General features: G+C 55.7%; 18 protein-coding genes. 16 read left to right on the top strand and 2 right to left on the bottom strand.

The features are described 5' to 3' along the window. Positions 1–404: 404 nt before the first annotated feature. The 8 genes from ACR0NW_RS06035 to ACR0NW_RS06000 all read left to right on the top strand — a co-directional run bounded on the left by ACR0NW_RS06035 (position 405) and on the right by ACR0NW_RS06000 (position 12,060). On the top strand, positions 405–989 hold the full coding sequence (locus ACR0NW_RS06035) for an ANTAR domain-containing response regulator (protein ID WP_480448382.1): 585 nt from the start codon (positions 405–407) through the stop codon (positions 987–989). After that, entirely contained in the window at positions 986–2,155 is a 1,170-nt protein-coding gene (locus tag ACR0NW_RS06030) for a CmpA/NrtA family ABC transporter substrate-binding protein (RefSeq protein WP_480448383.1), read from the top strand. Before ACR0NW_RS06035 ends, ACR0NW_RS06030 begins: the two co-directional genes overlap by 4 nt. Before the next feature lie 271 nt (positions 2,156–2,426). Next, on the top strand, positions 2,427–3,791 hold the full coding sequence (locus ACR0NW_RS06025) for a CmpA/NrtA family ABC transporter substrate-binding protein (protein WP_480448384.1): 1,365 nt from the start codon (positions 2,427–2,429) through the stop codon (positions 3,789–3,791). Positions 3,792–3,863: 72 nt separating this feature from the next. Continuing rightward, the gene (locus ACR0NW_RS06020; RefSeq protein ID WP_480448385.1) at positions 3,864–4,946 is read left to right on the top strand and encodes an ABC transporter permease; all 1,083 of its coding nucleotides are present in this window, start codon (positions 3,864–3,866) and stop codon (positions 4,944–4,946) included. Between the two features lie 5 nt (positions 4,947–4,951). Further along, positions 4,952–6,631, top strand: a complete 1,680-nt coding sequence (locus tag ACR0NW_RS06015; RefSeq protein ID WP_480448386.1) for an ABC transporter ATP-binding protein — start codon at positions 4,952–4,954, stop codon at positions 6,629–6,631. A 4-nt stretch (positions 6,632–6,635) separates the two neighbouring features. Next, positions 6,636–9,071: a nitrite reductase large subunit NirB gene (nirB, locus tag ACR0NW_RS06010; RefSeq protein ID WP_480448387.1), complete on the top strand. Its 2,436-nt coding sequence runs from the start codon at positions 6,636–6,638 to the stop codon at positions 9,069–9,071. Continuing rightward, positions 9,068–9,400: a nitrite reductase small subunit NirD gene (gene nirD / locus ACR0NW_RS06005; RefSeq protein ID WP_480448388.1), complete on the top strand. Its 333-nt coding sequence runs from the start codon at positions 9,068–9,070 to the stop codon at positions 9,398–9,400. Before nirB ends, nirD begins: the two co-directional genes overlap by 4 nt. After that, positions 9,400–12,060 (top strand): molybdopterin-dependent oxidoreductase, encoded by a 2,661-nt coding sequence (locus tag ACR0NW_RS06000; protein ID WP_480448389.1) that lies wholly within the window; start codon positions 9,400–9,402, stop codon positions 12,058–12,060. The genes nirD and ACR0NW_RS06000 overlap by 1 nt, the downstream gene beginning before the upstream one ends. A 293-nt stretch (positions 12,061–12,353) precedes the next feature. On the opposite strand, the gene ACR0NW_RS05995 is transcribed toward ACR0NW_RS06000, so the two are convergent. Next, complete coding sequence (locus ACR0NW_RS05995; RefSeq protein WP_480448391.1) at positions 12,354–12,986, bottom strand: tyrosine-type recombinase/integrase; 633 nt, start codon at positions 12,984–12,986, stop codon at positions 12,354–12,356. A gap of 624 nt (positions 12,987–13,610) precedes the next feature. On the opposite strand from ACR0NW_RS05995, the gene ACR0NW_RS05990 reads away from it, so the two are divergent. The 8 genes from ACR0NW_RS05990 (at position 13,611) to ACR0NW_RS05955 (ending at position 22,041) form a co-directional block, all read left to right on the top strand. Continuing rightward, positions 13,611–14,636, top strand: coding sequence for a LacI family DNA-binding transcriptional regulator (locus ACR0NW_RS05990; RefSeq protein WP_480449579.1), 1,026 nt, complete (start codon positions 13,611–13,613; stop codon positions 14,634–14,636). Positions 14,637–14,728: 92 nt separating this feature from the next. Next, on the top strand, positions 14,729–16,027 hold the full coding sequence (locus ACR0NW_RS05985; RefSeq protein ID WP_170651126.1) for an ABC transporter substrate-binding protein: 1,299 nt from the start codon (positions 14,729–14,731) through the stop codon (positions 16,025–16,027). 83 nt (positions 16,028–16,110) lie between these two features. Further along, positions 16,111–16,980: a carbohydrate ABC transporter permease gene (locus tag ACR0NW_RS05980; RefSeq protein WP_170651125.1), complete on the top strand. Its 870-nt coding sequence runs from the start codon at positions 16,111–16,113 to the stop codon at positions 16,978–16,980. Positions 16,981–16,990: 10 nt separating this feature from the next. Then, entirely contained in the window at positions 16,991–17,821 is an 831-nt protein-coding gene (locus ACR0NW_RS05975) for a carbohydrate ABC transporter permease (RefSeq protein WP_480448392.1), read from the top strand. Between the two features lie 11 nt (positions 17,822–17,832). After that, a complete protein-coding gene (locus tag ACR0NW_RS05970; protein ID WP_480448393.1) occupies positions 17,833–18,837 on the top strand; it encodes an ABC transporter ATP-binding protein in 1,005 nt (334 codons plus the stop codon). Next, on the top strand, positions 18,834–19,598 hold the full coding sequence (locus ACR0NW_RS05965) for an L-iditol 2-dehydrogenase (protein ID WP_480449580.1): 765 nt from the start codon (positions 18,834–18,836) through the stop codon (positions 19,596–19,598). The genes ACR0NW_RS05970 and ACR0NW_RS05965 overlap by 4 nt, the downstream gene beginning before the upstream one ends. After that, positions 19,586–21,106 (top strand): mannitol dehydrogenase family protein, encoded by a 1,521-nt coding sequence (locus tag ACR0NW_RS05960; RefSeq protein ID WP_480448394.1) that lies wholly within the window; start codon positions 19,586–19,588, stop codon positions 21,104–21,106. The genes ACR0NW_RS05965 and ACR0NW_RS05960 overlap by 13 nt, the downstream gene beginning before the upstream one ends. Positions 21,107–21,135: 29 nt before the next feature. Beyond that, positions 21,136–22,041, top strand: a complete 906-nt coding sequence (locus ACR0NW_RS05955; protein ID WP_480448395.1) for a carbohydrate kinase family protein — start codon at positions 21,136–21,138, stop codon at positions 22,039–22,041. Between the two features lie 691 nt (positions 22,042–22,732). Here ACR0NW_RS05955 and ACR0NW_RS05950 read toward each other — a convergent pair. Continuing rightward, the gene (locus ACR0NW_RS05950; protein ID WP_480448396.1) at positions 22,733–26,152 is read right to left on the bottom strand and encodes a hypothetical protein; all 3,420 of its coding nucleotides are present in this window, start codon (positions 26,150–26,152) and stop codon (positions 22,733–22,735) included. Positions 26,153–26,187 lie beyond the last annotated feature (35 nt).

Genomic DNA, 26,187 nt, shown 5'->3' with positions numbered 1-26,187 from the left:
AGTCAAGGCGCGGACTTTGAATGAATTCACTGCTGTTGCTCGAATAGCAGCTGCTGGCGGATAGCGACGGCGACCCCAGCAGGTGTGGCGGAAAGCGGACTTTCGCAGCGATAGTGGAGTGGCTTGGTTCTGGCTGTCAAAGCCGACCTTCGATTTCGCATCATCTGTGGAAGCGCCTTTCGATCTAAACGATCCAGAGAGTGGCCCTGTCGAAAGCCAAAATGTCGATCCAATGCGTCATGACAGTGTTCGGTGCAGATTTCTTTGATGGCATGTCGAAAAACTGTGCAGACATTCCGCGGCACATAAAAATAAGCTGATAAAATAGGCATGCTGGTGGCCTGGTGAGATACTTGGTGGCCTTTGAATTGCGATCGATAAAGCTTGGGCTCACTTAGGTGCCTATGAAACAACACCTCACTGTCGTTGTCGTTGAGCGGAATCAAGAACGTGCGTTTGCCATTGTGGATGCCTTAAAGGAGTCCGGAGACGTAGACGTTTTTGTGATCGGCAATGTCTCAGGGCTGGCACGTAAAATTGCAATGCATAGCCCAGACATCGTTCTAATCGACATAGACAATCCATCGCGGGATATGCTGGAGGAGTTGACAGTTGCGTCTGGCCCATTGGACCGACCAGTGGCCATGTTCGTCTCGGGCGCGGCGGGCGGTTTGGCAAAAACCGCCGTTGAGGCGGGGGTGTCGGCCTATGTGGTCGATGGTTTGCAAGCCGAGCGCATCAAACCCGTGATCGATACCGCCATCGCCCGGTTTCAGGTGCTACGTCAGATGCGAACCGAACTGGCCGAAACCCGCCGTGCTCTGGAAGAGCGCAAGCTGATCGACCGCGCCAAGGGCCTGCTGATGAAGGCCAAAGGCATTCAAGAGGACGAGGCCTACGCCTTGCTGCGTAAAACTGCGATGAACCAGAACCGGCGCGTTGCAGACGTGGCCGAGGCCTTGGTGACAGCGTCGGGGTTGCTCTCATGAGGACGGTAACGCTGCCTGTCGCTTACATGCCTTTGGTGGACGCGGCCCCGCTGATTGTCGCGCGCGAGATGGGGTTTGACCATGCAGAAGGGATCTCGCTGGACCTTCGCCCCGCACCATCGTGGTCATCGTTGCGGGATATGTTGGCCTTCGGCCATGTCGACGCAGCCCATCTGTTGTCTCCGGTGCCCGTGGCGATGGCTTTGGGTTTGGGGGGTATCGCAACACCGCTTTCCGCCGTGTCGGTCCTGTCCCTGAATGGCAATGTCATCGGTGTCGGCACCAAATTGGCCAAGCGACTGGCGGATATGGGGTATGAGTTCGATTTTTCAGACGCCCAAGCCGCCGGGGATACATTGGCGCAAGCCGCTGGTGATATTCTTGTCTTTGGCGTTCCATTTCCGTTTGCGATGCATGTTGAACTGCTGCGCTATTGGGTTGCCGGAACGGGTCTAGCTTCAAAAAAGGTCGAAATCCGTACCGTCCCGCCGCCACTGATGGCGCAAGCTCTCGCCAGCGGTGAGATTGACGCGTTCTGCGTAGGTGAGCCGTGGGGATCCTTTTCGGTAGACGATAATGTTGGTGCCTTGCTTCTGCCTGGCCGAGCGATATGGACCTGCGCACCAGAAAAGGTACTGGCCGTCAGAAACGATTGGGCGGAAACTGAACCTCATCTTTTGGGCAGCCTCATGCGGGCGGTTTGGCGGGCGGGTCGGTGGCTGTCCAACCCGGACAGCCGGACCACCGCATCAGAGATGCTATCGCGCAAAACCTACCTCAATGTCTCGCCCGAGTTGGTTGACCGTGCCCTTATGGGTGAGTTCACGATCTCTGCGCGTGGAGAGCAGCGCAAAGTGGAGGGATTTGTCGAGTTCTTTGATGGCGCAGCAACTTTCCCCTGGCGCAGTCAGGCGAAATGGGTTGCGCATCAACTCGCAAAACGAAACGGGTTGGACCCTGCGACGGCTGAACGACAGGCCGCCAAGGTCTTTCGCAGCGATCTCTATCGTCGCGAATTGCAAGGACTGGGTGTTGACACACCAGGCGCATCCGAAAAGCTGGAAGGGGCATTGACCGAGTCGACGGCTGTCGCTTCGGCGACGGGCAGCCTGATTCTGCCGCAAAACATGTTTTTTGACCGACGCATTTTCGAGCCGACCGGATAAGGTTGCACAATTTTTTTGCACCGCAGCATTGAATCGCGCTGCATCGCAGAAATTTCCACGCCAATATGGCGAATTTTGGTGACCACCCGATATGCGGCTGGCTTAATCAGTTCATCGGCAGGCAACGATGCCCACCGAAGGAATTCGCCTAGAACGCTGGGCACCTCACAAGAGCAAAGCCGCTCGACCAACCGCCATTTCCTCCTGGCGGTGTGTGTCGGCGGCTTTTTTGTTTGCCCAATCGAAATGGGCTGAAACGAAAGGGACCGAGATGAAAAAGCTACTTCTGAGCCTCGCTGCGACGACAGCGATTGTGTCTCCGGCATTGGCCGAGCTGGAGCTTGAAAAAGATGAACTGACTTTCGGCTTTATCAAACTGACTGACATGGCACCGTTGGCGGTGGCTTATGAGAATGGGTATTTTCTGGATGAAGGTCTGTTCGTCACGCTTGAGGCACAGGCCAACTGGAAAGTGCTGCTGGATGGCGTGATCGACGGGCAATTGGACGGTGCGCATATGCTGGCCGGGCAACCTTTGGCCGCAACAATAGGTTACGGCACCGAGGCGCATATCATTACCCCTTTTTCGATGGACTTGAATGGCAACGGTATCACCGTTTCCAATGAGATTTGGGAAGAAATGAAGCCGAATATCCCCGTGATGGACGACGGCCGCCCGCAGCATCCCATCAGCGCCGAGGCATTGGCTCCGGTCGTTGAGAAATACAAATCCGAAGGCAAGCCATTCAATATGGGCATGGTCTTCCCGGTCTCGACCCACAACTACGAACTGCGCTATTGGCTGGCGGCGGGTGGGCTGCACCCGGGCTTCTACAGCCCTGAAAACGTAACCGGTCAGATCGGCGCGGACGTTTTCCTGTCGGTGACGCCTCCGCCGCAGATGCCTGCGACGTTGGAGGCTGGAACAATCTACGGCTATTGTGTCGGTGAGCCGTGGAACCAGCAGGCCGTGTTCAAAGGCATCGGCGTTCCGGTCATCACTGACTATGAGTTGTGGAAAAACAACCCTGAAAAGGTGTTCGGCATTACCGCCGAGTTTGCCGAGGAATATCCAAACACCACTCTGGCTGTGACCAGAGCGTTGATCCGCGCGGCGCAGTGGCTGGATGAAAACGACAACGCCAACCGCCCCGAGGCAGTCGAGATCCTGAGCCGTCCAGAATATGTGGGCGCGGACTATGACGTCATCGCCAACTCGATGACCGGCACATTCGAATACGAAAAAGGTGACAAGCGCGAGGTTCCCGATTTCAACGTGTTCTTCCGCTACAATGCGACCTATCCGTTCTACTCTGACGCCGTCTGGTACCTGACGCAGATGCGCCGCTGGGGTCAGATCGACGAATCCAAACCCGACAGTTGGTACGACGAAGTCGCTAAATCCGTCTACAAGCCTGAAATCTATCTGGAGGCCGCTCGCCTGCTGGTCGACGAAGGCCTTGCGAATGAATCCGACTTCCCTTGGGACAGCGACGGTTACAAAGCGCCGACCCCGGCCGAGGATATCATCGACGGCATCGCCTATGACGGTCGTACACCCAACGCCTATCTCGAAAGCCTCTCCATCGGTCTGAAAGACGGTCAGACGATCGTCGGTTCGGATGTGCAAGGCTAATCCCGAAAATCCGCGCCCAGCATCTGCTGGGCGTAGCCCAAACAGTGCCCCGCCATCGCAAGGACACATCAGATGACAACGGTCGATCCCGAATTCAACGCAGACGCCGCCCGAGAGGAACGTCGCGCCCGCCTTTTCACCCGCATCAACGCAGCTGACAAGTGGTTTCAGGTGCTGGGCCTCAGCTGGGCCACGCCCGTCCTAAAGGCCGCCGCCGGAGACAACCCACGTGCGCAGATGACCGAAATCTGGCGGTTGCTGATCGTTCCCCTGTTGTCGATCTGTGCCTTCCTGCTGCTCTGGGCCACACTGGCCCCCAAGGTGCAGACTTCACTTGGTGCGGTCCCCGGACCTGCGCAGGTTTGGAGCGAGATGGTCAGCCTGAACGAAGACGCAAAAGCCAAGACCGCCAAGCGCGCCAAATTCGAAGCGATGGTCGAAAAGCGCAATCAGAAGTTCATCGATGCCGGTCAGCCCGAAAAGGTGAAGGAAGTCGCCTTTACCGGGGCACCTTCGTATTACCAGCAAATCTGGACCTCGATCAAAACGGTGTTTTTCGGCTTTCTGATCGCCACAGTGGTCGCCGTGCCGCTTGGCATTGCCGCTGGTTTGTCCCCGACCGCCAATGCCGCACTGAATCCGCTGATCCAGATCTTCAAACCGGTGTCTCCGCTTGCGTGGTTGCCGATTGTGACCATGATTGTCTCGGCGGTCTACGTCACCAATGACGGTTGGTTTGCGAAATCCTTCCTGATCTCTGCCATCACCGTGACCCTGTGTTCGCTTTGGCCCACGCTGATCAACACCTCTCTGGGCGTGGCATCCATCGACAAAGACCTGGTGAACGTTTCCAAGGTTCTGAAAATGAACACTTATACCAAGATCACCAAGCTGGTGCTGCCCTCGGCCTTGCCGCTGATCTTCACCGGCCTGCGCTTGTCGCTGGGTGTCGGCTGGATGGTTCTAATCGCGGCGGAAATGCTGGCGCAGAACCCCGGCTTGGGCAAGTTTGTCTGGGATGAGTTCCAGAACGGCTCCTCCAGTTCGCTCGCCAAGATCATGGTCGCAGTCTTCACCATCGGCATCATCGGCTTCCTGCTGGACCGGGTGATGTACGCGCTGCAATCCCTGTTTACCTTCACGAACAACCGGTGAGCGCGATGAGCATTCTGAGCTTCAAGAACGCCTCGAAATCATTTGGCGAGGGCACCGCGCGCACGGATGTGCTGAAAGGCATCGATCTGGACGTGCAAGAGGGCGAGTTTCTGGTGCTCCTCGGCTTTTCGGGCACCGGCAAGACCACTCTGATAAACCTGATGGCCGGGTTAGACAGCCCGACCACTGGGGAGGTCACGTTCAAAGGTGCCCCGATCAAAGGTCCAGGCCCCGAGCGTGGCGTGATCTTCCAGAACTACTCTCTGATGCCCTGGCTGACGGTCAGCGGCAATGTGGGTCTGGCGGTGGATACGGTCTTTTCTGGCCTCAGCAAGGTCGAGAAAGCCGAGAAGGTCGCACATTATGTGCAGATGGTGGGTCTCAGCCATGCCGCAACGCGCCGCCCAGCGGAGTTGTCCGGCGGGATGCGCCAGCGGGTCAACGTGGCGCGCGCCTTGTCGATGAACCCCGAAGTTCTGCTGCTGGATGAACCTCTGTCGGCGCTTGACGTGCTCACCCGCGCCAATCTGGCAGATGAGATCGAACACATCTGGGAGGCCGACAAAAAGACCTGCGTGTTGATCACCAATGACGTTGATGAGGCGATCATTCTGGCCGACCGGATCATTGCGCTGAACCCTGATGGGACTTTGGGGCAGGAGTTCCGCGTGTCGATCCCACGCCCGCGGGATCGGGGTGCGATGAACAACGATGAGACGTTCAAACGTCTTCGCGCTGACGTCACCAAGTATCTGATGGATGTGGGGATCGAGGCCAAGGTCGAAGGCTCTCGTATTCTGCCGGATGTCACCCCGATCCACGGGGTTCCAACGGCGGTAGCCGAGGCGCAGAAGGGGATGATCGAGAACCGCTTCCTCGACTTTTCGCAGCTGCACAAGGTGTATCCGACGCCCAAAGGCCCTTTGACCGTCGTTGAGGATTTCGACCTTAAGATTGACAAGGGTGAGTTCATCTCGCTGATCGGCCACTCTGGCTGTGGCAAATCCACGGTTCTGACCATGGCGGCCGGGCTAAACGACATCTCTAAAGGCGCGATTAAGCTGGATGGTCGTCACGTTGAAGGGGCCGATCCTGAACGCGCCGTCGTGTTCCAATCGCCGAACTTGTTCCCATGGCTAACCGCCAAGGAAAACGTCGCGATTGGCGTCGACAAGGTCTATCCCATGGTCAGCATGGCCGAGCGGAAGGACGTGGTGGAGTATTATCTGGAACGGGTCGGACTGGCCGATGCGATGGACAAATCCGCCTCGGATCTGTCGAACGGCATGAAGCAACGCGTCGGCATCGCCCGCGCCTTTGCCCTGTCTCCAAAACTCCTGCTGCTGGATGAGCCCTTTGGGATGCTCGACAGCCTGACCCGCTGGGAATTGCAGGAAGTCCTGATGGAGGTCTGGTCCCGCACCAAGGTCACCGCAATCTGTGTGACCCATGACGTGGATGAGGCGATCCTACTGGCCGACCGAGTGGTGATGATGACCAACGGCCCGCAGGCGACAATCGGCAAGATCACCAAGGTCGACCTGCCGCGCCCGCGTGCCCGCAAGGCCCTGTTGGAACATCCGGACTACTACGCCTACCGGCAGGAAGTCCTCGATTTTCTCGAAGAATACGAACACGGCGCCAAGCCAAAAACACCCGCCCCCAAGGCGATTGCAGCGGAGTGAAATCATGAAGCAGAGACTTGTTGTCATTGGCGCAGGCATGGCCTCGGGTCGGGTGCTGGAACACCTGACCGACGCTGCGCCGGATGCATTCGACATCACCCTGTTCAACGCCGAGCCGCGCGGGAACTACAACCGCATCATGCTCAGCCCGGTCCTGTCGGGCGAGAAAACCTACGATGAAATCGTCACCCATGATGACACCTGGTATGCCGAGCGCGGAATCTCCTGCCGCTTTGGCGAAAAGGTTGCCAAGATCGACCGTGAGATGAAGGTGGTTGAGGGCGAGAACGGCCACGTTCCATACGACAAGTTGGTGATCGCGACCGGGTCGAACCCGTTCATGATCCCTCTGCCCGGGCATGATCTGGAAGGGGTGATTGCCTATCGTGATCTTGAAGACACGCAGCGGATGATGGGCATGGGGCCCGACAACAAGGTCGTCGTAATTGGAGGCGGTTTGCTGGGGCTTGAGGCGGCTGCGGGCATGGCGGCCCATGGCGTCGACGTCACCGTGGTCCACATCATGGGCCACCTGATGGAACGGCAACTGGACGAGGCCGCAGGCTACTTGCTGAAAAAGTCGTTGGAAGACAAAGGTATCAAGATTTGTCTGCAAGCGAACTCCAAGGAGATTCTAGGGAAGGAAGGTAAGGTCCGCGCATTACTGCTGGAGGACGGAACCGAACTGCCCTGTGACCTGCTGGTCATGGCCGTGGGCATCCGTCCCAACACGGCTCTGGCACAAGAGGCGGGGCTGGCCACCGGGCTCGGCATCCATGTGGATGACCAGATGCTGACCTCGGACCCGGATGTCTTTGCAGTGGGCGAATGCGTCGAACATGACGGGGCGGTCTTTGGTCTTGTCGCGCCGCTCTATGATCAGGCGAAGGTCGCCGCGCAGGCGCTGTTGGGCGAAGAGGCTGCGTTTGTTCAGAAAACCCTCTCGACCAAGCTGAAAGTCACCGGCTGTGATCTGTTTAGCGCGGGTGATTTCGCGGACGCGCCTGAGCGTGAGGACATCGTGTTCCGCGACCCCTCGCGCGGGGTCTACAAGCGGCTGGTCATCGAAGAGGATCGTCTGGTCGGCGCGGTCATGTATGGCGACACTGCCGATGGCAGTTGGTTCTTCGGTCTGATCAAGGATGGCACCAACATCGACGAAATGCGTGAGACGCTGATTTTTGGGCCCGCCTATCAGGGGGGCGACACCGCGGACCCTCTCTCAGCCGTTGCAGCATTGCCGCCTGAGGCGGAGATTTGCGGCTGCAACGGCGTATGCAAGGGCGAGATTGTTGAGGCGATCAATGCAGGGGCCGGTGATCTGGGTGCTGTGCGCGCCGGCACTAAGGCCAGCGCGTCCTGCGGGACATGCACGGGGCTGGTCGAGCAAGTCTTGCAAGTCACTCTGGGCGACGACTTCCAAATGCCAACGGCGCAACCGATCTGCAGCTGCACCGATCTGACCCATGAAGATGTACGTCGTCTGATCAAGGGGCAGGAGTTTAAAAGCCAGGCCGCCGTCTGGCAAGAGCTGGGCTGGACCACGCCCAACGGCTGCCATGTCTGCCGTCCCGCGATCAACTACTATCTTCTGGCCGATTGGCCGCTGGAATACCAAGACGACCCGCAAAGCCGGTTCGTGAACGAACGCAAACACGCCAATATCCAAAAGGACGGCACGTTCAGCGTTGTTCCGCGCATGTGGGGAGGCATCACCACCCCCGAAGAATTGCGGGCCATTGCCGATGCGGCAGACAAATACGATGTGCCGACGGTGAAGGTCACGGGCGGTCAGCGTATCGATCTTCTGGGCGTGAAGGGCGAGGATCTGCCCGCCATCTGGTCGGATCTGAACCAGGCTGGTCTGGTCTCTGGCCACGCCTATTCCAAGGGCCTGCGCACGGTCAAAACCTGTGTCGGCACCGATCATTGCAGGTTTGGAACACAAGACAGCACGGGTCTCGGCATCAAGCTTGAGAAAATCCTGTGGGGGTCGTGGACTCCGCACAAGCTGAAACTGGCGGTGTCAGGTTGCCCGCGCAACTGCGCCGAGGCGACCTGCAAGGATATCGGTGTGGTCTGCGTGGACTCAGGGTATCAGATCAGCATCGGCGGTGCCGCGGGTATGGACGTCAAAGAGACTGAATTGCTCTGTCAGGTCCCAACCGAAGACGAAGCGATTGAAGTCGTGATGGCCGTCACCCAAGCCTATCGCGAAGGCGGCAAGTATCTGGACCGTTTGTATAAATGGCTGGGCAAAGTGGGCATGGACTGGGTCAAAGCTCAGGTCGTGGAGGACCGGGAAAACCGTGCCGCTCTGGTCGAACGGTTCGAGCTGTCTCAAAGCATCTACCGTAAGGACCCGTGGGCGGAACACGTCAAGGACAAGGCGCAGACCTATGCGCCGATCGCAGATTTCACACTGGAGGCCGCAGAATGAGCTGGATCGACATCGGACATATCGACGACATCCCACTGCGTGGCGCGCGTTTGGTGAAAACGCATATCGGCTGCATCGCGGTCTTCCGCACCGCCGAAGCCGAAATCTTCGCTGCCACCAACAGCTGCCCACACAAAGGTGGGCCGTTGTCCGAGGGCATCGTGCATGGGCAATCCGTGACTTGTCCCCTGCACAACTGGGTGTTTGACCTGAACACTGGCGAAGCCCAAGGCACAGATGATGGGCGGATTGCAACGTATTCGGTGCGTATCGAAGACGGTCGCATCCTGCTGGACGACAGCGCGGTGACCCGTCGGAGCGCAGCTTGATGGACGGCACCGGCTTACCAGAGGTTCGTTCGACTTGCGCCTATTGTGGTGTAGGTTGCGGCGTTCTGCTTCGACCTGATGGTGCAGGGGGGCTGACCGTGGAAGGCGATCCCGACCATCCAGCGAACTTCGGTCGCCTGTGTTCAAAGGGTTTGTCACTGAGTGATACGGTTGGGTTGGACAACCGCCTGTTGGCCCCGCGTGTGTTTGGACAGGATGCAGAATGGCACGATGCGCTGCAACTGGTTGCAGATCGGTTTTCGTCAACGATTGCCGAACATGGTTCCGACAGTGTCGCATTCTACGTCTCGGGGCAGTTGCTGACCGAGGACTACTATGTCGCCAACAAGCTGATGAAAGGTTTCATTGGGTCGGCGAACATCGACACCAACTCAAGGCTATGTATGGCTTCAACCGTGGCAGGGCACAAACGCGCCTTTGGCACCGATACGGTGCCCGGAACCTACGAGGATCTGGATCAGGCTGATCTGGTTGTCCTGGTTGGCTCGAACCTGGCTTGGTGCCATCCCGTTCTTTATCAGCGCGTCATTGCCGCACGGCGTAAGCGTGGCACGAAGATTGTGGTTATTGACCCACGTCGAACCGCGAGCTGCGATCAGGCCGATCTACATCTGGCGTTGCAACCCGGCAGCGACGTCGCTCTGTTCAACCGCCTGCTGCGCAGCATTCACAAGACGGGGCACGTTGCCGCAGATTTTCTGGATCGCAGCGTTGGATTCTCGGAAGCCCTCGAGCTGGCACAGCTTGACGATCCTGATGAGACGGGGCTTACCTCAGATGAGATTGAAGCCTTTTGCGATCTGTGGATTGGCACCGAGCGCGTTGTCACAATCTTCAGTCAGGGCGTCAATCAATCCTCTAGCGGAACCGACAAGGTCAACGCGATCCTGAACTGCCATCTGGCCAGTGGTCGGATCGGGCGCCCAGGAATGGGGCCATTTTCGGTAACCGGTCAACCAAATGCCATGGGTGGTCGAGAGGTGGGCGGCCTAGCCAATATGCTAGCCTGCCATTTGGATATCGAAAACGATGCCCACCGCGCAGCAGTCCGGAAATTCTGGAACGCACCGAAGATGCCGCAGAAGCACGGTCTCAAAGCTGTCGACATGTTTCGCGCCATCGAAGATGGCCAGATCAAAGCACTATGGATCATCCACACCAATCCAGCAGTCACAATGCCGGACGCCGATCGAGTCAAGGCGGCGATCAAAAACTGCCCCTTCACCGTAGTAAGCGATCTGACGGCCCAAACAGACACTGCGCGCTTAGCAGACGTTTTGCTTCCAGCCGCAGGATGGGGCGAAAAAAGCGGCACAGTAACCAACTCTGACCGCACGATCAGCAGGCAACGTGGTGTTCTGACCCCTCCGGGACAGGCACGCGCGGATTGGGATATCTTGGCCGATGTGGGTCGCCGTATGGGTTGGACAGAGGCTTTCAGTTATGAATCTCCGGCGCAGATTTTTCGAGAATATGCGGACATGTCCTCGCTTGCCGTTTTATTCGGTAAAGACTTTGAGATTGCTAGGTTTTCGGACATCAGCGACGAAGACTATGATGCCATGTGCCCGACACGGTGGCCAACGACATCGCCGAAAGCTGACGGTCGTTTCTTCGGTGACGGGAAGTTTTTTCATACTGACGGCAAGGCGCGGTTTGTGCCGGTCATCCATCGAACGCCCAGGGCAGAGCCATCAGAACGCTACCAATTCCTGTTGAACACAGGGAGAAATCGGGATCAGTGGCACACCATGACCCGATCCGGTTTGTCGCCTCGCTTATCGGCGCACCTGGCCGAGCCCTATTTGGAAATGAACCCGAAGGACGTCGATCAGCTGGGGTTTTATCCCGCCGATTTGGTCGAAGTTAGCAGCTCAGTCGGAAGCGGCATTTTTCGGCTTCGCATCACTGAAGCTATTGCGCCTGGAAATGTGTTCGCGCCCATTCACTGGACTGGAGAAACGGCCCCGGCCGCCCGTGTAAACGCCATAGTTCCCAGCGTTACTGATCCGATTTCCGGACAACCGGAGAGCAAGTCAACAGCGGTATCTGTACGACGTATGCATGCTGCATGGTACGGTTTCGCCGTTTCAGTTGAACCAGTGTTGCCTAGGGCGGAGTATTGGGCAGCTGCAAAAACAAGCAACGGCTACAGAATGGAGTTAGCTGGGAAGCAGATCGTAGAAGACTGGGAAAAGACTGCGCGCGATTGGGTCGGGTTGCCGGATGCAACGGTGACTTCAGTACAAGATTCCAAACGCGGTTCGTACCGAATTGCGCTCTCAGACGGGCGGCAAATTTTGGCAGCGCTCTTTGTTTCTCGCCAACCGACAACACTTATGCGAGATTATTTGGCGGCTTTGCCTGAGGTTGCGCCCCAGCAAATTCTCTCTGGTCGGTCATCTGCTGATTCCGACGACTGCGGACCAATCGTCTGCTCGTGTTTCGAGGTCGGTCTAAACACCATCATCCGCGCTATACACGACAGGCGATTGACCGATGTTGATAGTGTCGGAGATGCTCTTCAGGCTGGAACGAATTGCGGGTCCTGCCGGCCAGAATTGGCTGATTTGGTCGCACAACATTCGAAATTGATCCTCCACAAAACGAAGAACTGTCCGCAAGGACAAACAGCTTAGTCTCAGGATCGCATTGAACAGGACTGCGGCCCGCGTTAGAGATCTAAACAGGTGTCCAAGTTTTGCGTTTCCCCGAATGTCTCATGTGATGTGTGCCACAACAGCTAGATTGACCGAAGCCGAATGACGGTTATCGGCCGTCCTTTTGCAGGCCAACGGCGGCAATCAGTGCTTCGAAGTCACTCGTGCAAGATGCAGAAAAGGCAGCTGAGGGCTCAGCACCGACCAATGCCGCAAAAGGGACGGACACCCGCTTCGGAATGGCGAACGGCAGGACCGTTCGCCAAGGTAGTTCAGATATCGATACGCTCAGCGATGCTTAGGGCATCTTCAAGTTCAACGCCGAGATAGCGAACAGTGCTATCGACCTTGGTATGGCCGAGCAGCAATTGGACCGCGCGGAGGTTGCCGGTCTTTCGATAAATCACCGCCGCCTTTGTTCGCCGCAGTGAATGGGTTCCGTACGCACTCGGTTCAAGGCCAATTGCCGTCACCCAATCACGCACCAAGCGCCCATACTGGCGGGTTGAAAGGTGTGGACGGTCGTGGAACCTGCTTGGGAACATGAACCGGCACGCAAACATCTCGGGTGATTTGATCCACCTCAAGACAGTTTCTCGCGTGTTTTCTGTTAGTTCGAACTGGACCGGTCGCTTGGTCTTGCTCTGGATGACCAATACACGTTCCCGGACGCGGCCATCTTTGACAAGGTCGGAAACGGCCAGTTTGACTAGGTCACAACCTCGCAGCTTGCTGTCGATGGCGACATTGAACAGAGCCAGATCGCGCAGATAACCTGCCAATTCGAGTCGTGCCCGGATTGCCCAGGCCTGCTTCGGCAGCAGCGGCCTCTTCTGACCGATGATGCGTCCTTTGTTCCAAGCCTTGCGCTTTGGGGTGACTGCGGGAAGTTGGACTCTTGGCATGATATGCCCTCCGATCCTCCCTCCACACCCAATCATCAGCACCGCACTGACGGGACGAGTCTACGGTCTGAAGGAATGGCCGGTGTCAGAGCCGCACGACGTTGGTTGTTGCCGTGCTGGCATTGGTCCGTTCTGAGCCCAATCCTACTAATGCTGCGCCGTGCTCGAATGTCCGCATTTCGAGAGCGCGCGAGATTATCCAATAAACAAGTCTCGGAAAAGACGTAACGTGGCAAGGGATTTGGCCTAAAATCAAACGCACCAGGTGCTTGTCTAAAGCACTTCGCTCGCCTCTGGTGGCAAAAAGCGGGTTGCAAAAATTCGTTGTAGAACTCGAGTCCTTGGGTGGGACTAAAAAAAATTCGTCACCCGCGCACACAGATGGAAGAGTGCATTCTTCGCTTCTATTTGGCTCGTTGTGTCAGTTCATGACGCAAACGCCAATTTCGTCTGATATCTTACCCATTGTGGGACGCCCATAGATATTCCATCGCACTGTCGGTATTTGGATGCCACTGTGGTGGCGGGGGCATCCTTTCAAAAACTCAATTCGGAAAGGTTGATTTTTTTCGCGAGTTAAGAAAGAAATTCCTGTGTAAATATTGCAGCGCAGAAGAAGTGAACATGCGTAAAGTAAACACGATGGAGGAATTTGCGCAGGTCAGCGGGATTTCCAGACCAACGCTTTCCAAATACTTCAACGACCCCAACTCGGTCCGCGCCTCGACCCGCAAACGAATTGAAGAAGCGCTGGAAACCTTTGACTACACTCCCAACGTTTATGCCATCAACCAAAACCGCCGGACGACGCGAAATATTGGCATCATTGTTCCAAACCTTGCGGACCCGTTCTTTACAGAAATTGGACGTGAAGCTGAGCTGGCTTGCATCGACGCTGGATACCGCCCGATCATTCTCAGCTCTCACGGGGATCCTGAACAGGAGGTCGCCAATTTGGCGTCCCTGGCTGCATTAAAACCGGCAGGCGTACTGTTGGCACCTTTTGGTCGCATATCGCAACAGGATGCAGTTCTGGAATTCAGCAAACGTCTGCCGATAGTTCTCTTCGATGCCAACATTGAAGGAAGCGGGCTGCCTTTCTACGGAACCGACAATTTCCAAAGCATCGATCTGATGGTGGAATACCTGTGCCGCAGTGGGTCACCTCCTTGCTTTTTTGAGATGAAGACGCCCCTGAATCCAAACGCACGAAAGCGTCATGCGGCCTATCTGGAAAGTATGGAACGCCTGGGTTTCACGCCGAACATTTATCAGGCGGAAGGGGAAGGTTGGGCTTTTGAAGACATCGGATTCCGAGAAGGAGGGCAGATGATCAGCAAGGGCCATTTTGCGACTGACACGGTGCTTTGCAGCAATGATCGTCTGGCCATCGGCATGCTGGCGGCAGCCTACGCGCATGGGGTTCGAGTCGGTTTGACCGAGGCCAGTACGCTGCGAATTGCGGGGCATGATGATCATCCATTTGCCCGTTTCACTGGACCCCGTCTGACGACTATTGCGCAAGACTACAAAGCAATTGCGAAATCTTCCGCTCAGCGGCTTGTTGGAATTATTGAAGGTGAAACAGATGGTTCTGATGCTCTGTTGATTGAAAACCCGGGACAACTGGTCATGCGGGAATCGGCATAAATCAAAAAATTTACGCGCGTAAAAAATAAGATTGACGCAGCGAAATGTTTCGATCTAGGATTGTCCATTGTCTATCTTTGGGAGGAATCAGGATGACATTGCGAGGTTCACTGCTCACCGCGACCGCATTGACGCTGGTCGGTGTTGCGGCCAACGCAGATACCATCACCATTGCTACCGTGAACAATGGCGACATGGTTCGGATGCAGGGCTATACTGACGAATTCACCGAGGCGACCGGTCACGACGTTGAATGGGTCACGCTGGAAGAAAACGTGCTGCGCCAGCGCGTGACCACCGACATCACCACCAAAGGCGGCCAGTTCGATATCATGACCATCGGCATGTACGAGACGCCGATCTGGGGTGCAAACGGCTGGCTGGTACCGCTGAATGACCTGAGCGCCGAATATGATGCAGCAGACATCCTCCCCGCCATGGCTGGTGGCCTGAGCCATGACGGCACGCTCTACGCCGCGCCGTTTTACGGTGAAAGTTCCATGATCATGTATCGCACTGATTTGATGGAAAAGGCAGGGCTGGAAATGCCCGACAGCCCGACTTGGGAGTTCATCCGTGAAGCGGCCGCAGCGATGACCGATCGCGACGCCGATATCAACGGCATCTGTCTGCGCGGCAAGGCCGGTTGGGGTGAAGGTGGGGCGTTCATCACTGCCATGTCCAACTCCTTTGGTGCGCGATGGTTCGATGAGGATTGGAAACCTCAATTCGACACCGAGCAGTGGGCGAACACGCTCAATTTCTTCAAAGGTATGATGGATGAAAGTGGCCCCACCGGCTATGCCACCAACGGCTTCAACGAAAATCTGAACCTGTTCCAGCAGGGCAAATGCGGCATGTGGATCGACGCCACTGTTGCGGCATCATTTGTGACCAACCCGACCGACAGCACTGTAGCTGACCATGTCGGTTTCGCGCTGGCGCCGAACACCGGTCTGGGTAAAAACGCCAACTGGCTGTGGGCCTGGGCCCTTGCCATCCCGGCAGGCACCCAGAAGGAAGGTGCCGCAAAAGAGTTTATCGAGTGGGCCACCTCCAAGAACTACATCGAACTTGTTGCCGCCAACGAAGGATGGGCCAACGTTCCGCCCGGCGCACGTCAGTCTCTCTATGATAACCCGGAATACCAGAAAGTACCCTTCGCACAGATGACGCTGGACAGCATACTTTCAGCTGACCCGAGCAACCCAACGGTTGATCCGGTGCCATATGTCGGTGTCCAGTTCGCTGCGATCCCGGAATTTGCGGGGATTGCCAGCCAGGTGAGCCAGGAATTCTCGGCCGCTTACGCTGGTCAGCAGAGTGTCGAGGAAGCGCTTGAAAAAGCGCAGGCAATTGCCACTGAAGAGATGGAAGCCTCGGGCTATTGATCTTCCTCCCGGAAGGGGCGGCACACCTGCCGCCTCTTTTCCGCTAAGTTTTCGTTCAATACGACGCGAAAAGGAGCTTTGTCATGGCGACACGGCATTCTCGATCTGCGGCCCGATTGATGATGGCCCCGGCAGTTGTGCTGCTTTTGGGGTGGATGCTCGTGCCTCTGATTATGACTTTGTACTTCTCGTTCCGAAATTACTTTCCTTTACGCCCTGACCGGGTGCCAAGCTGGGCTGGATTTGACAACTATATACGGTTCATCTCCTCCAGCGCATTCTGGCCTGCTGTCTGGACCACGCTTTTGATTGTTGGGTGCGTGCTGGTGATTACCGTGGTGCTTGGAGTATTACTGGCGCTATTTCTGGATCAACCGATGTGGGGTCAAGGCGTGGTCCGCATCCTTGTGATTGCCCCGTTTTTTGTGATGCCCACGGTGTCGGCTCTGGTCTGGAAAAACATGTTCATGGACCCGACCAACGGGCTGCTTGCGCATCTATGGCGGTTCTTCGGGGCCGAACCCGTGTCTTGGCTCTCGGAAGCCTCGATCCCGTCCATCGTGATGATCGTATCCTGGCAATGGCTTCCCTTCGCCACACTGATCCTGCTGACAGCCGTGCAGTCGCTCGACGGTGAACAATTGGAGGCTGCCGAGATGGACGGAGCACCGCCATTCGCGCGGTTCACCAACCTGATCCTGCCTCATCTCAGCCGGGCTATTACCATCGTCGTGCTGATCCAGACGATCTTCCTGTTGTCGATCTTCGCAGAGATCTTCGTCACCACCGGGGGCGCCTTCGGCTCTCGCACGCTGACATACCTGATCTTCCAGCGCGTGCTGGAAAGCCAGAACGTGGGTCTGGGCTCTGCGGGCGGTGTCTATGCAATCATTCTCGCCAATATTGTGGCCATCTTCCTGATGCGCATCGTTGGCAAGAATCTGGACGCGTGAGGAGGCGGACATGGCACGCGCAGTTACGACGCAACGCAAAATGATCAACACCGTGGTCGCCTGGGGAATTGGTCTGCTCATCTTCTTCCCAATCCTCTGGACAATTCTCACCAGTTTCAAACCCGAAGCTCAGGCAATTGCGGACCCGCCGCTGTTCCTGAACTTCGACTGGACGCTGGAGAACTACGCCACAGTGATGGAACGGTCGAACTATGCACGCTTTCTGTGGAATTCGATCTTCATTGCGGGCGGTTCCACGATCCTTGGGCTTCTCGTCGCCATTCCGGCGGCCTGGTCCATGGCCTTTGTGCCCAGCAAACGGACCAAAGATGTCTTGTTGTGGATGCTGTCCACCAAAATGCTTCCGGCGGTCGGGGTTCTTTATCCGATCTACCTGATCTTCATCAGCCTCGGGTTGCTGGACAGCAAAGTGGGCCTTGTCTTGGTACTAATGCTGATCAACCTGCCGATCATCGTCTGGATGCTCTACACCTATTTCAAGGAAATCCCTGGTGAAATCCTTGAAGCGGCCCGAATGGACGGCGCGAGCCTTAAGGAAGAAATCCTCTACGTGCTGACGCCCATGGCGGTGCCCGGTATCGCATCCACCTTGCTGTTGAACTTCATCCTCGCATGGAACGAAGCCTTTTGGACGCTGAACCTCACGGCGGTCGATGCAGCCCCGCTGACGGCCTTTATCGCCAGCTATTCCAGCCCCGAGGGCCTGTTCTTCGCAAAACTCAGTGCCGCCTCGACCATGGCGATTGCCCCGATCCTCATACTCGGCTGGTTCAGCCAGAAACAACTCGTCCGTGGTCTGACCTTCGGCGCAGTGAAATAAGGAACGAAATCATGGGACAAATCAAACTTACACAAGTCACGAAGTCCTTTGGCGACGTCAACGTTATCCCACCTCTGGATCTTACCATCGAAGACGGAGAGTTCACTGTTTTTGTCGGCCCTTCGGGCTGCGGGAAGTCCACGCTATTGCGGATGATCGCAGGGCTCGAAGATCTGACAACCGGCGCGATCCACATTGACGGGACCGAGGCGACCGACACACCGCCCGCCAAGCGCGGTCTGGCCATGGTGTTCCAATCCTACGCGCTCTATCCGCATATGTCGGTGCGCAAAAACATCGCGTTTCCGATGCGCATGGCCAAGGTGCCGGAGGATGAGCAGAACCGGCGGATCGAGGCTGCTGCCAAGGCGCTGAACTTGACGGATTATCTGGATCGCCGCCCGGGCCAACTATCCGGTGGCCAGCGTCAGCGTGTTGCCATTGGGCGGGCGATCGTGCGCGAGCCTCTGGCCTTTCTCTTCGACGAGCCGCTGTCAAACCTTGATGCCGCGCTGCGAGTGGGGATGCGGCTTGAGATCACCGAGATGCATGAGCGGCTGAAAACCACCATGATTTATGTGACCCACGACCAGGTCGAAGCCATGACCATGGCCGACAAGATCGTCGTGTTGCGCGCCGGCTTGATCGAACAGGTGGGCAGCCCGCTTGAGCTGTATCACAAACCACAGAATGAGTTTGTTGCGGGGTTCATCGGGTCTCCCAAAATGAACCTCATCAAAGGTGACGAAGCGGCCAAACACGATGCGGTCACCATCGGTATCCGACCTGAACACACCAATGTTTCGACGACCGAAGGGCTGTGGAAAGGCCGCGTTGGTGTGGCCGAGCATCTTGGTTCTGACACTTTCGTCCATGTTCACGACACCGGGCTTGCAGACATGGTCACCGTGCGGATCAGCGGCGACATGGCGGTCAAACACGGCGACCCGATCTTTTTGACCCCGCAGGCGGACAAATTGCACAGGTTTGATGCCAATGGACAGCGGATCGGCTGATGCATCTGACCGGCAATTCAGTCCTGATCACTGGCGCCACCCGAGGCATCGGGCGCGCGTTCGCCGAGCGCTATATCGCCGAAGGTGCGAGCGTGGCGATTGCGGATATTCACCCCGGCGTGGTCGAAACCGCCGGGAAAATCGGGGCGGTGGCAATCACGCTCGACGTCGCTGATGAGGCCAGTATCAAAGCAGGCGTGGCTGAAGCTGTCGTCGCGCTTGGCCAGGTCGACATCCTGATCAACAACGCCGAGTTATTTGCTGCAGCGCCCATCGTGGATGTTACCCATAACGACTATGATCGCACTTTCGTGGTTAATGTCGCGGGCACGCTCTTGATGATGCAAGCCGTCGCCCGCCACATGATTGACCGCGAGCTGCCTGGCAAGATTATCAATATGGCTTCGCAAGCCGGTCAGCGAGGTGAACCGCTGGTTGCGGTTTGCTGCGCCAGCAAGGCAGCCGTTATTTCACTGACACAATCTGCGGGGCTCAACCTGATCCAGCATGGAATAAACGTGAGTGCCATCTCTCCGGGTGTGGTTGACGGGGACCATTGGGATGGCGTTGACGCCCATTTCGTACGCCTTGAAGGCAAAGCGCCGGGTCAAAAGAAAGCAGAGGTCGGGGCGGATATTCCCTATGGCCGCATTGGACGGGCGGAAGATCTGACTGGCATGGCCGTGTACCTGGCCAGCGATGAGGCCAACTACGTTGTCGCGCAAACCTATAATGTGGATGGCGGACAATGGATGAGCTAATCCCCCTTTCAGACCAGAACCTGACCCGGATGGCGGTCGATGTCCCACGCTATGACCGCAGCGCGCTTAATCCGGGCATCGTCCATATTGGCGTCGGCAATTTCCATCGGGCCCACCAGGCCTGGTACGTTCACCGGCTGATGCAGCGCGGTCTGGCGCAGGATTGGGCGATCGTCGGGGCTGGTGTACGGTCCTATGACGCGGCCATGCGTGACAAACTTATGGCTCAAGACTGTCTGACGACTTTGATCGAACTGGACCCAGATGGCATCTCTGCCGAAGTTACCGGCGCCATGATCGATTACCTACCCATCGAAGATGGAAACGGCGCGCTGATCGCGCGGATGGCAGACCCGGCTATTCGGATAGTGTCCTTGACGGTTACCGAGGGGGGCTATTTTATCGATCCGTCAAACGGCCGTCCGGACCTGTCTCATCCGGAACTGGTGGCAGACATCGACCGGATCGACGCCCCGAATTCCGCCTTCGGCGCCATTGTCCGGGCTCTGGATTTGCGACGGGCAGCGGGGCATCAACCATTTACGGTGCAAAGCTGCGATAATCTCTCCGGAAACGGGGCGATCACTCGCAGCCTTGTGGTGGCACTGGCAGAACAGATCGATCCTGATCTGGCTGCGTGGATCGATACACATGGTGCCTTTCCCAACTCGATGGTGGATTGCATCGTCCCTGCGACCGGCCCCCGAGAAATTACCCATTCGCACAGTTTTGGTATCGATGACGCTGCTCCCGTAGCCCACGAAAACTACCGCCAATGGGTCATTGAGGACGATTTCTGCACCGGTCGCCCGGAATGGGAAAAGGTCGGCGCAGTGCTTACTGACCATGTGCATGCATATGAGGCGATGAAAATTCGCATCCTCAACGCAGGTCATCAGGTTCTGGCCAATGCAGGGGAGCTATTGTCGGTCGCCACCATCGCGGACTGCATGGCGCATGAAACGATCCGGGCCTTCTTCGCCAAAGTGCAGTTCACCCAGATTGCCCCAACCGTCGAACCCGTGCTGGGTATGACGCCAGAGAACTACGTAGACTTAATTGAGCGGCGTTTTGCAAACCCGCAAATTCATGACACGACACGCCGGGTCGCATTCGACGGCTCCTCCCGCCATCCCGGTTTTGTGCTGCCGATAATCCGCGATCTGCTTGCACAAGGGTCTGAAATCGACGGGTTATGCCTCGTCGAGGCGCTCTGGGCACGCATGTGTGCGGGGTTTCGGGATGACGGGTCAGAGATTGTTTCGAATGATCCGAACTGGGCTGTACTCTCCGAAGCAGCCCGCATCGCGCGAAGCAATCCCCAACACTGGCTGGCGCAAGAGGAAATTTATGGAGAGCTGGCGCAGAATAATGTGATGGCCGAAAGGTTCGCCCATTGGCTGAACAGGCTCTGGTCGGACGGGTGTCGGACAACGCTGCACCGGTATGTCGAAGAGGACGCATTGGAAACGTTCCCAATCCGAACCCCAAGGCTGGTCGTCAAATGATCTTGTGTTGCGGGGAAGCCCTGATTGACATGATTCCGACAGAAATCGTCACCGGCGAAACAGGATTTGTCCCCCATTCTGGGGGCTCTGTCTTTAACACCGCGATTGCATTGGGGCGTCTTGAAGTGCAGGTCGGCATTTTCACCGGTCTGTCTATGGATTTCCTCGGTCGCCAGCTTGAAGCGGCTTTGCGGGCCAGCCATGTGGACACACGTTCCGCTGTGCTATCGGATCGCCCCACGCCCCTTGCTTTCGTGCAGCTTTCTGCAGGGCAAGCTTCTTACACATTCTATGATGACAACTCGACCGTGCGCATGTTGAGCCAAAGCGATCTGCCGGACCTGACAGATGACATGACTGCGCTTTATTTCGGCGGCATAAGCCTGTGCCAAAACCCGGTCGGCGATACCCTCCTGGCCATGTGCGAGAAAGCGGCCAAAGATCGCGTTGTTGTCCTCGACCCAAACGTGCGCCCCGGCTTTGCCACTGATGTGGACGCCTATCGAACCAGGTTGATGACGATGATCTCTCAGGCAGATGTAGTAAAGGTCTCGGACGAAGACCTGAACTGGATCTTTCCGGGTTCTGAATCGCTGGAGGAAAAGTTCTCTTCGCTACTGAAGGCTGGTGTGTCTGTAGCTGTTCTAACCCGAGGCCATCTTGGAGCAACAGCGCAAACGTCTACGGGTCAGATGGCATTTGCTCCTGTCCCGAAGGTGGACGTCATAGATACGGTCGGTGCGGGTGATACCTTCAACGCGGGTTTCATCGCAAAGCTGATGGAACTCGGTCAACTCAGAAAAGACCACCTGAACAGCATTTCGAGCGAAACTCTAGAGGAAGCCCTGTTCTTTGCCGCCAAAGTAGCTGCGATAAACGTCTCGCGCGCAGGCGCTAATCCGCCTTGGCTAAGAGAGCTGTGCACATCTCAATAGAACTAAACCGCCAAGCATTCGGGTGAAACGCAGTTTGAATTTGCAAGGACGCACTACGAGAGATTGGTCGTTACTGAAAAAACCTTTAAGGATTCGGCGCCGAGCGAACGACCCTCTACCCTAAGAACAACGATTGAATGAACATGGATTAGCTAATGCACTTCCAGTGCTCAGCAGGAGCGAGTACCAATGGTGGTAGCTCCGAAGAACAGCTGACGGTCAACACTAACAAGTTTCTGTAACCGGTTGTCATGAACGTTTTTGGCTTGCCGTCTGAAAGCCGACATCGGTGCAGCAGCTGCGAAAGCCCGCTTTGTCCGCAGCCTGTGAATTGCCGCTACTATCCTTGCTGCACGGTCGGCCAATGGCCGGTTTTCCCGCCGCGCCACAGCGTCTGAAAGCACGCATTTGCAGCGATTTTTATGCTGCGAGCGCGCGCAGCGAGAAAATGCGATGGCCAGGTTGGGCTCGAAGAAGACGTTCGCAGCGCAGGTTCAGACAGGTGGTTTGAGCCCCAACCGGTCATTGCTGCAAATTATCGTATTTGCAGGTGCGGCATGATGGTCGGCCCATCGCCGACATCCAACAGCCTGCCCAGATGGTGCGATTGCAGCCCGCTTACCGGACATTCGCAGCAAGATTGAAACTAGCATTTCTAGATTCTTGGATATAGTGGGGCGAACAAACCAAATTATTTCCTGTTTTTCTTGCGCTTGCCCTTTGCTTTCTCACGTCGCCGCTCAGCGCGATTTAAGCCCCTATTCGAGTTAACTGAGGGCCTTCTCGTACGTACACGCTCCATTGCTTTGATGACAGGCGGATACTGAACATCGGAAGGGATTATGGGATCATGATCAGGCTTTAGGACAACACAATCGGGATCATGCTCGCCGATTTCCCAAGCGTTTCGAACATTCAAATGACGTTTCCTGAGCCCGAGTTCAGGCATGAACTTTCCATTCGATAGGTCGTTATTTGCTACAATTGGCGCAAGAATGTAGCCACCAAATTCATCATATGCGGCGAGAAACACTGCAAGGTTCTGGGGGTTCGGATGCTCCATAAAGTTGATTCTGGAGATCATAACCGCGGACTCCAGTTCGCGCATGTTAGCATTCTTAAAGTTGCCGCCCACGGTTACTGCGTATCCATGCGGATCACGATGGGAGAGTTGACCAACAATGGAAATTCGGATGTCATTGTGTACATCTTCATTTCCAAACTTGTTTCGCCATTCTTCAAAGATGCTTAGCGCTGACTTTTCGTTTGTGAAAATCAGGCCAAAAACTGGAGGAACGCCTGGTGCAGACATAAATCCACAACCGTTCCACTTTGCGCGATCCCACTTTCTAGTATTAATTGGCGATACCACTCGCCTTTGTCGATGCGTTGTGTTCGTTGGTTCCAGAAGTTCCGTCGGAATCTCACCTTCAACGAATTCAATCTCTTTACCGTCCTTTTCGGCTGCGGGCTCTGGCGCAGCGCTTTTAGACACAAGTTTGAACTTCGCTTTGAAGCCAGCAGTCGCAGTCTTGGCGATTGGCTCGTATGACTGAATATGCGGACCGAGAGTTTCTTCGCTCTCATGCGAAAACACATTGGTCGCAGTTGTGACCATATCATTAAAGATCAATGCGCGCCGAAACCCTTCTTCGGAGCCGATGACACGATCCAGATAAGCTGCAGGATCGTGCGTTGTCATGTATGTTCCCACTAGGTGAGCAAATAGCTCGACAAAGGCATTACGCATCACCATCATATATTCGCTTGAACCTTCAAATTTCTCAGGATCGACGGCGACCTCAAAAAAGTCATTGTCGTCGCTCTCCTGAAAGGAAATCATCTGGCCGTTCGCGCTACTGCTGTCTTTGGCATCAACAAACTTCAATCTGATCGTCGAAGTGGTTGGCACGATGTCCGCGTTCAAACTCGTGGACAACGCCGATTCAATAAAACCCACAAAACTCTGTGCTACACGTACTATCGTTGTACTGTTGGTGGATTCGATCTCCCACTGAACCCCCATACATTCGGATTTCATTGTGATCGTCGCAGAATCCCGCAGTTCAAGAAAACCGGCCATATCTGATCTGACTGGCTGCTGCGCCATCTGTGAGATCATTTCCCAAACATCTTCGTCAGATACGCCTTCTGGCAAGAATCCCTCTTCACGCAAGCCCGCTTGCCCCTGATGCATGAGATAGACAATCATCGCGCAGGTCGTCAGTCCAAGCCCTTCGAAGAGCGCTGGAAGATATACCAGAGTGTCCTTTTGCTCGTCGGTAGCATCAAGCAGCAGTATGGCTAAGCATCCGTCACGGTCATCTAACCCGTCCTTGGACTTAGCATCACCGTCCGAACTGGCTTCTTTTTCGATATAGGTCTCGAATATCTTCTCAAGGTGAAAGAAGAACAAGAAGCCGGGAACATTGCCTGTCCGAAGACAGTTCAAAGTGAGTTCAGCACATACCCGGTAGATGCCAGTTTTGACATCTCGATCCTTCTCAAAACGTACCATGAGCATTGATAGCAAAGACACGTAGGCGCAGTATTCTGCCCAATAAAGGCCTGCCTTAGAATAGGCATGTGCCAAACCAGCCACGCAGGCTTCGAGTCTGAGCTGCGCTTCATGTTTGGTAAAGCGGGCCATGGCTCGGCCCAAGTACCGAATAGCATCAAATGAATGGCCAGCTTCGATCTTCTGGATACCGCGCTTAAGAAGTTGATCGCCAGCGGCCGTTTCACTAGATCGCTGTTCCACAATCGATAGAACAGTTTCAAAAGCAACGTCATAGGCCGGAAGTTCGCCGATTGCGTCACCCAATATCTCAAAGATTTCTCGGAACCTGTGAAACTGAAAACCGCCTAGCCGCCTTGCGTCTTCAAACAAAGTCGTGAACTCGTTGATGTACTGCGTCAGGAGGTCGTCGTCTTCGTGATCCAAAGATATTCGCATGAGCAGCAACATGCCCTTCGCATTTGCTGCGTTATTGGGCCGTTGGGTATCGATCGCAACGGCTTCTAAGTGTTCAAGAAGTCTCTTAGTTCTTTCGTCAAACTCAGTATCGAGTTCAGCGATTCCATGCCGGACTAGCGGAAGCATCGTTTGCCAGATGTTGACTGCGCACTCGACATCTTCGACACGGTCACTGGCGAGTGATCGTTTCTCAATCTCGTCATACAGCTTCGAAGATGTGCAAGGATCATCGTGCCAGTAGGCTGCCGTCCACGCATGCTGATATATCGCAGCGAGTGTCAGACGATTGTTTCCCGCTTTCTCGGCCATGCGTCTCGCCCTATCGAAACGCCCGTCTGTGAACTCTCGCGGCTCTTCTAATTCTCGGCTCAGAATTGCTGCATTCAGACAATCATCCATTAGCTCAAAGTCGATCTCGCCATCGCCTTGAATTGTCAGAATCCGCTTTTCCAACGCTTCAAGTTCCGCGCGCTTTTGCTGATCACCGATACCAACCTTCTTCTTCGGCTGCATGGCAATGCTTAGTTGCAGCGTTTCGATGGTAAGGTCTTCATACCCTTTGTCGAACACTGCTTCGACAAGCCAGCTTCGATCTAGAATTCGAACCGAAAACCCATGTTTCTTGGTCAACTCGTCTTCAAGTTCCGCGCGCTTGCGGTCTGGGACATACTGATTTGATACGAAGAAAACGCATTTGTAGCCTCGCTTCGTATCAGCAATCTTCTGAACGTCGGATTTGCATTTTGGCTGCCAATCTCTCTTTGCGCTGAAGGCGAAGCCCCAACGTTCAGATGCGGAGTCTTCGCCGTAAAACCAACGCTCCGAAATATCCGAGCTTACGGGAATATTCTCCGTATCGACTTTGCTATCACCACCCCCGGTAGGGCCCGTTTGCGGAATAAGGTTGGGGCAAATCAGCACTTCGGAAATCTTTCGGGCAAAGTGCTCAAATACCTTTTCTTCACCGCGACTGGTGAGCGTTTCGAGGTGGTACTCAAAGTAGCCTTTGTCCAGATATGGCTCACTCGTTGCCTCGGTGTCAGAAAACTGTTCGGGACGCCGTAGACGCATGTATTCAGACGGATTCAAAAGCTGTTTCGTTGCCAGCTGCTTTTCATTTTTGATGGATGCCATTCTGCTTTCTCGCGGCGGACATCGACAGCAAGTCG

This window comes from Ruegeria sp. CF5, from assembly GCF_056537325.1.
This window is presented reverse-complemented; position numbering and strand designations above follow the sequence as displayed.

Coding starts and splice junctions, on each gene's coding strand:
- ACR0NW_RS06030 (WP_480448383.1), top strand. CDS start 986: ATGAGGACGGTAACGCTGCCTGTCGCTTACATGCCTTTGGTGGACGCG.
- ACR0NW_RS05950 (WP_480448396.1), bottom strand. CDS start 26,152: ATGGCATCCATCAAAAATGAAAAGCAGCTGGCAACGAAACAGCTTTTG.
- ACR0NW_RS05985 (WP_170651126.1), top strand. CDS start 14,729: ATGACATTGCGAGGTTCACTGCTCACCGCGACCGCATTGACGCTGGTC.
- ACR0NW_RS06035 (WP_480448382.1), top strand. CDS start 405: ATGAAACAACACCTCACTGTCGTTGTCGTTGAGCGGAATCAAGAACGT.
- ACR0NW_RS05955 (WP_480448395.1), top strand. CDS start 21,136: ATGATTCCGACAGAAATCGTCACCGGCGAAACAGGATTTGTCCCCCAT.
- ACR0NW_RS05995 (WP_480448391.1), bottom strand. CDS start 12,986: ATGCCAAGAGTCCAACTTCCCGCAGTCACCCCAAAGCGCAAGGCTTGG.
- ACR0NW_RS05980 (WP_170651125.1), top strand. CDS start 16,111: ATGGCGACACGGCATTCTCGATCTGCGGCCCGATTGATGATGGCCCCG.
- ACR0NW_RS06020 (WP_480448385.1), top strand. CDS start 3,864: ATGACAACGGTCGATCCCGAATTCAACGCAGACGCCGCCCGAGAGGAA.
- ACR0NW_RS05960 (WP_480448394.1), top strand. CDS start 19,586: ATGGATGAGCTAATCCCCCTTTCAGACCAGAACCTGACCCGGATGGCG.
- ACR0NW_RS06015 (WP_480448386.1), top strand. CDS start 4,952: ATGAGCATTCTGAGCTTCAAGAACGCCTCGAAATCATTTGGCGAGGGC.
- ACR0NW_RS05970 (WP_480448393.1), top strand. CDS start 17,833: ATGGGACAAATCAAACTTACACAAGTCACGAAGTCCTTTGGCGACGTC.
- ACR0NW_RS06000 (WP_480448389.1), top strand. CDS start 9,400: ATGGACGGCACCGGCTTACCAGAGGTTCGTTCGACTTGCGCCTATTGT.
- nirD (WP_480448388.1), top strand. CDS start 9,068: ATGAGCTGGATCGACATCGGACATATCGACGACATCCCACTGCGTGGC.
- ACR0NW_RS05975 (WP_480448392.1), top strand. CDS start 16,991: ATGGCACGCGCAGTTACGACGCAACGCAAAATGATCAACACCGTGGTC.
- ACR0NW_RS06025 (WP_480448384.1), top strand. CDS start 2,427: ATGAAAAAGCTACTTCTGAGCCTCGCTGCGACGACAGCGATTGTGTCT.
- ACR0NW_RS05990 (WP_480449579.1), top strand. CDS start 13,611: ATGCGTAAAGTAAACACGATGGAGGAATTTGCGCAGGTCAGCGGGATT.
- nirB (WP_480448387.1), top strand. CDS start 6,636: ATGAAGCAGAGACTTGTTGTCATTGGCGCAGGCATGGCCTCGGGTCGG.